Annotated in this window: 3 protein-coding genes and 2 pseudogenes; 3 read left to right on the forward strand and 2 right to left on the reverse strand. The window is 63.0% G+C overall.

What is annotated here, in order from left to right; all coding sequences use genetic code 11:
• Both AC5PZ0_RS28120 and AC5PZ0_RS28125 read right to left on the reverse strand, forming a co-directional pair.
• Positions 1-213, reverse strand: a pseudogene (locus AC5PZ0_RS28120) (aromatic ring-hydroxylating dioxygenase subunit alpha); the annotation flags it as partial.
• 341 nt (positions 214-554) lie between these two features.
• Positions 555-1,505, reverse strand: a complete 951-nt coding sequence (locus tag AC5PZ0_RS28125) for a LysR family transcriptional regulator (RefSeq protein ID WP_225876706.1) — start codon at positions 1,503-1,505, stop codon at positions 555-557.
• Between the two features lie 485 nt (positions 1,506-1,990).
• Between AC5PZ0_RS28125 and iacA the strand changes: the two genes are divergently transcribed.
• The 3 genes and pseudogenes from iacA to AC5PZ0_RS28140 all read left to right on the forward strand — a co-directional run.
• A complete protein-coding gene (gene iacA, locus AC5PZ0_RS28130) occupies positions 1,991-3,160 on the forward strand; it encodes an indole-3-acetate monooxygenase (RefSeq protein ID WP_085274412.1) in 1,170 nt (389 codons plus the stop codon).
• A gap of 17 nt (positions 3,161-3,177) precedes the next feature.
• Positions 3,178-3,540, forward strand: a complete 363-nt coding sequence (locus tag AC5PZ0_RS28135) for an IacB protein (protein ID WP_274888830.1) — start codon at positions 3,178-3,180, stop codon at positions 3,538-3,540.
• Between the two features lie 15 nt (positions 3,541-3,555).
• Positions 3,556-3,768: pseudogene (locus AC5PZ0_RS28140) on the forward strand (aromatic ring-hydroxylating dioxygenase subunit alpha); the annotation flags it as partial.

Consider the following 3,768-nt stretch of genomic DNA (forward strand, 5'->3'; position numbering starts at 1 on the left):
CACCGGCTGTTTGCCGATGAAGGTGGTCTTGTAGCTACCGGGCTCGGGCACTTCGCTCTCGTGGGCGACCCAGATCCAGGTGCTGTGGAAGATCTTCTGCAGTTCGGCGTCGAACAGGGCCGGGTCGGTGTAGAGGGAGGTGTGGACGCGGTCGGGCTGGACCAGCTCGGCCGGGTCGACCGTCAGGTTGACGGCGGGGATCAGGTTGCTCACGGGGGTCACCTATGGGGCGTTTTCTTATGGGAGCAACGCTAAAGGGCAGGGGGGTGGGGCTCAATGACAGGGGGGATCAATGTTGTTGCGTTTTTTGCAATGGGGGGTGGCTATGCGTTCGGCGTAGTTTTTTTGTGGGGGCGGACATCGAGCGCCGCCCGCGCGGCGCTTCGCAGCACAAGGCTGCTCCTACAGGTGAGACGGGCGCAAAGGGGGGCGCGCGCCCATGTCACAGGAATAATTGGCCCGAAACAGATGTAGGAGCAGCCTTGTGCTGCGAAGCGCCGCGCGGGCGGCGCGCGATCTCATAGGCGTTGCATGTCATAAGACAAGCACCAAGATCACAACGCCATCCGCACCGCCTTGGCCATCTCCGTCGCCAATTCCCGGCTCATGCCATCCAAGGTTCGCCCACGGCGCGTAACAATCTGGATATCGGTCGCATTCATCGCCTCGCAATCGATGGCCAGGGCCTTGAAGGTGCCGTTCTTGAGCTCGTCGATGATCGGCAGTTCGGCCAGCAAGGTGGCGCCCAGCCCCGACCGAACGAAGTCCAGAATCACCGCCAGGGAGTTGGAGGTGAGGGTGGGCACGATGGCGAACGGCTGGTCCTTGCAGGCGGCATCCGCCAGCTCCCGCACGCGGAAGTTGGCGCCGGGCAGCACCAGTGATTCGCGGGCCACTTCGGCGAGGCTGACCGTGGAGCGCTCGGCCATCCGGCTGTCACGGTGAACAATCATCCGCAATGGCTGCGCCAGGCTGAACAGGCGCGTCAGGCGGGCCGACGCGTTAGGCGCAAAGACTACGCCGAGGTGCGCCTCGTCGTTCATCACCATGCGCTGCACCTCCAAGGACGGGGCGCTGATGATCTCGGCCTTGTGCGCATTGTGCGCGTGCAAAAAGCCCTGCAACGAATTGATCGCCCGGGCCCCCAGCAGGCCTTCGCCGATGGCGATCACCGTCGAGGCTTGCTGGCGGCTTCGCAGTTCGTCCAGCCGGTCGACCAGCAGCGCGTGTTGGCGAATGCGTTCGATGTAGTAGTCCACGGCAGCCTCGCCCGCGGCAGTCAGGCTGATGCGGTGGGTGCCGGGGCGCACCAGTTCGATGCCCAGTTCTTCTTCCAGCCGGGCGATCTGCCGGCTGACCGATGAGGTGGCGACGCCGAGCACTTCGGCAGCGGCGCGCATGGAGCCCTTGTCATGGCTCAGGTGCAGGTAGCGCAGGCGGTGGTCCTGCAGATCGATATGGCGGGTGGGCATGACCTCGACCTCGGGGGTAATCACGGCAGGCATTGGCGTGTCCCCATCCATCCTGGTGGGGCGTTGGCTTGTTTTTTTTGTGTGCTCGGCGTGGTGGCCGGCGTTGTTGCGCTCCATGCCAGGCCATCGTACACGCGTTTTTTTCTGTCCGAAATCATGTGAAAAAGGCGCTAAAAATTTTTCGTAATATCGGCGCTGGTCGTTAGTTTTTTTAGGCGCGTTGAAACCGGTTTTTGAAGTCGTATAAATCCATTTAAATCATGTAGATAGCCAATTTTTAGAGGGTTTATCCGCTAGTGATAGGCAAATTTTTCTCCTATTTTAGCGTGAAAATTCAATTGACAATTCACGTAAATCGCCGCAAATATTTGTCACCGGCACCTAAAACAAGAGAGACAGACCATGCCGCCCGAACCTGCCTTCGCCCCTCTGTATGGCCAGTGCTTGCATTCCACGAGCCCAGCCAACGCCCCCCACAAGCATCAGTACAAAAACCGCGCCTGAGACGGAGAATGTCCATGGATTCGCTTTGCCTGCGTGCCGCGCCTGTGTCGGCGCTCGCCTCTGGCCCTGCTTTCGAGGCCTTGCTTGACGGTGTTCGTGATCGTGCTCGCCTCGGTGAGTTCGACCGCCAGCGCTACATATCCCGCGATGTGATCGACGCCTTCAAGGCCCATGGCGTGTACCGCGCCTTGGTGCCTAAGCGCTTTGGTGGGCTTGAGTGCTCGCCGGGGGCCTTCTGTGAAATGATCGAACGCATCTCCCATGCAGACGGCTCTGCCGGCTGGGTGGCCAGCTTCGGCATGAGCCCCGTGTACCTGGCGGCGCTGCCGCTGGAGACCATCGCCGAGATCTACGGCAACAGCCCCGACACGGTGTTTGCCGGGGGCATCTTCCCGCCACAACCGGCCGAGATCGTGCCCGGAGGCTTCAAGGTCAACGGCCGCTGGAAGTACTCCAGCGGGTCCATGGGCGCGGACATCGTGGGTGTCGGGATTGCCCCACGCAATGGCGACAAGCTCGACCTGCCACGCCTGGCCGTGATGCCGCGCCAGCAGGCGCGCATCGAAGAAACCTGGGACACCGTCGGCCTGCTCGGCACCGGCAGCCACGACCTGGTGGTCGAGGACGTGGTGGTGGGCGAGCAGTGGACCTTCGTGCGCGGCGGCAAGCCCAACCTGGACGAGCCGTTCTTCCGTTACCCATCGCTGTCGTTCGCCACCCAGGTGCTCTCGGTGGTCGGGCTGGGCATCGCCCGCGCTGCATTGGACGAACTGTCAGGCATGGCCAGTGGGCGCATCTCGGTGACCGGCGCCCCGGCACTGGCCGACCGGCCGCTGGCCCAGGTCGATGTGGCCAAGGCCGAGGCGGCGCTGCGCTCGGCGCGCGCGTTCTTCTACGAGTCCATCGAACGTGCCTGGGAGCACGTGCTGGCGGGCGACCCGGTACCGGTCGACGTCACCAACCTGTTGCGCCTGTCCTCCACCCATGCCGCCCGCGTGGCCGCTGAAGTGGCGCGCAGTGCGCAGATGCTCTCGGGCATGACCGGCATCTACAACGAAAGCCCGCTGGCCCGCTGCGTCAACGATGCGCAGGTGGTGACCCAGCACGCCTTCATGGGCGACGTCACGTACCAGAACGCCGGTGCGATGTTCTTCGGTAAACAGCCCCTTCCGGGCTACCTGTAACTTTCGGGAATTTTGTCATGAGCGATAAGAAAGCGTTGCGTGTGCTGTTCTGCATGGGCATCAACCAGAACTTCTTCGATGCCCCCCGTGAGGAGCAGCTGCAGGTGTGGGCCGCCTTCAGCGCGATGTGGAATGGCATTCACGACCTGGCCGGGGTGAACGTGCTGGGCAACATGGACGATGACCAAGGCATGGTCGGCCCGTCCGACGGCTTCCCCTGGACCACCTACCTGCTGGCCGACGTACCGGACATCGAGACCGTGCACGCCGCCTGCAACCTGTTCCGCTGCACGGCGGTGGGCGACGGGCCGTACAAGCTGTGGCGCTACGCCAAGGTCGAGGCCCGTGTCGGCCGCGAACTGATCATCCAGCGCGCCTGAGTCGAGGACGATACCGTGAGCAACCTGATCCCCGCCGTCAACCTGACGGTCGACCCGGCCGAGCTGGTCCAGCCCGACCGTGTCCACACCTCCCTCTACATCGACCCGACCCTGTTCGACGCCGAACTGCAGAAGATCTTCCACAGCACCTGGATCTGGGTCGCCCACGAGAGCGAAGTCCCCGAGCCCGGCAGCTACAAGACCACCTTCATCGGCAAACAGCCGGTA

Source organism: Pseudomonas sp. 5.2, assembly GCF_059025405.1.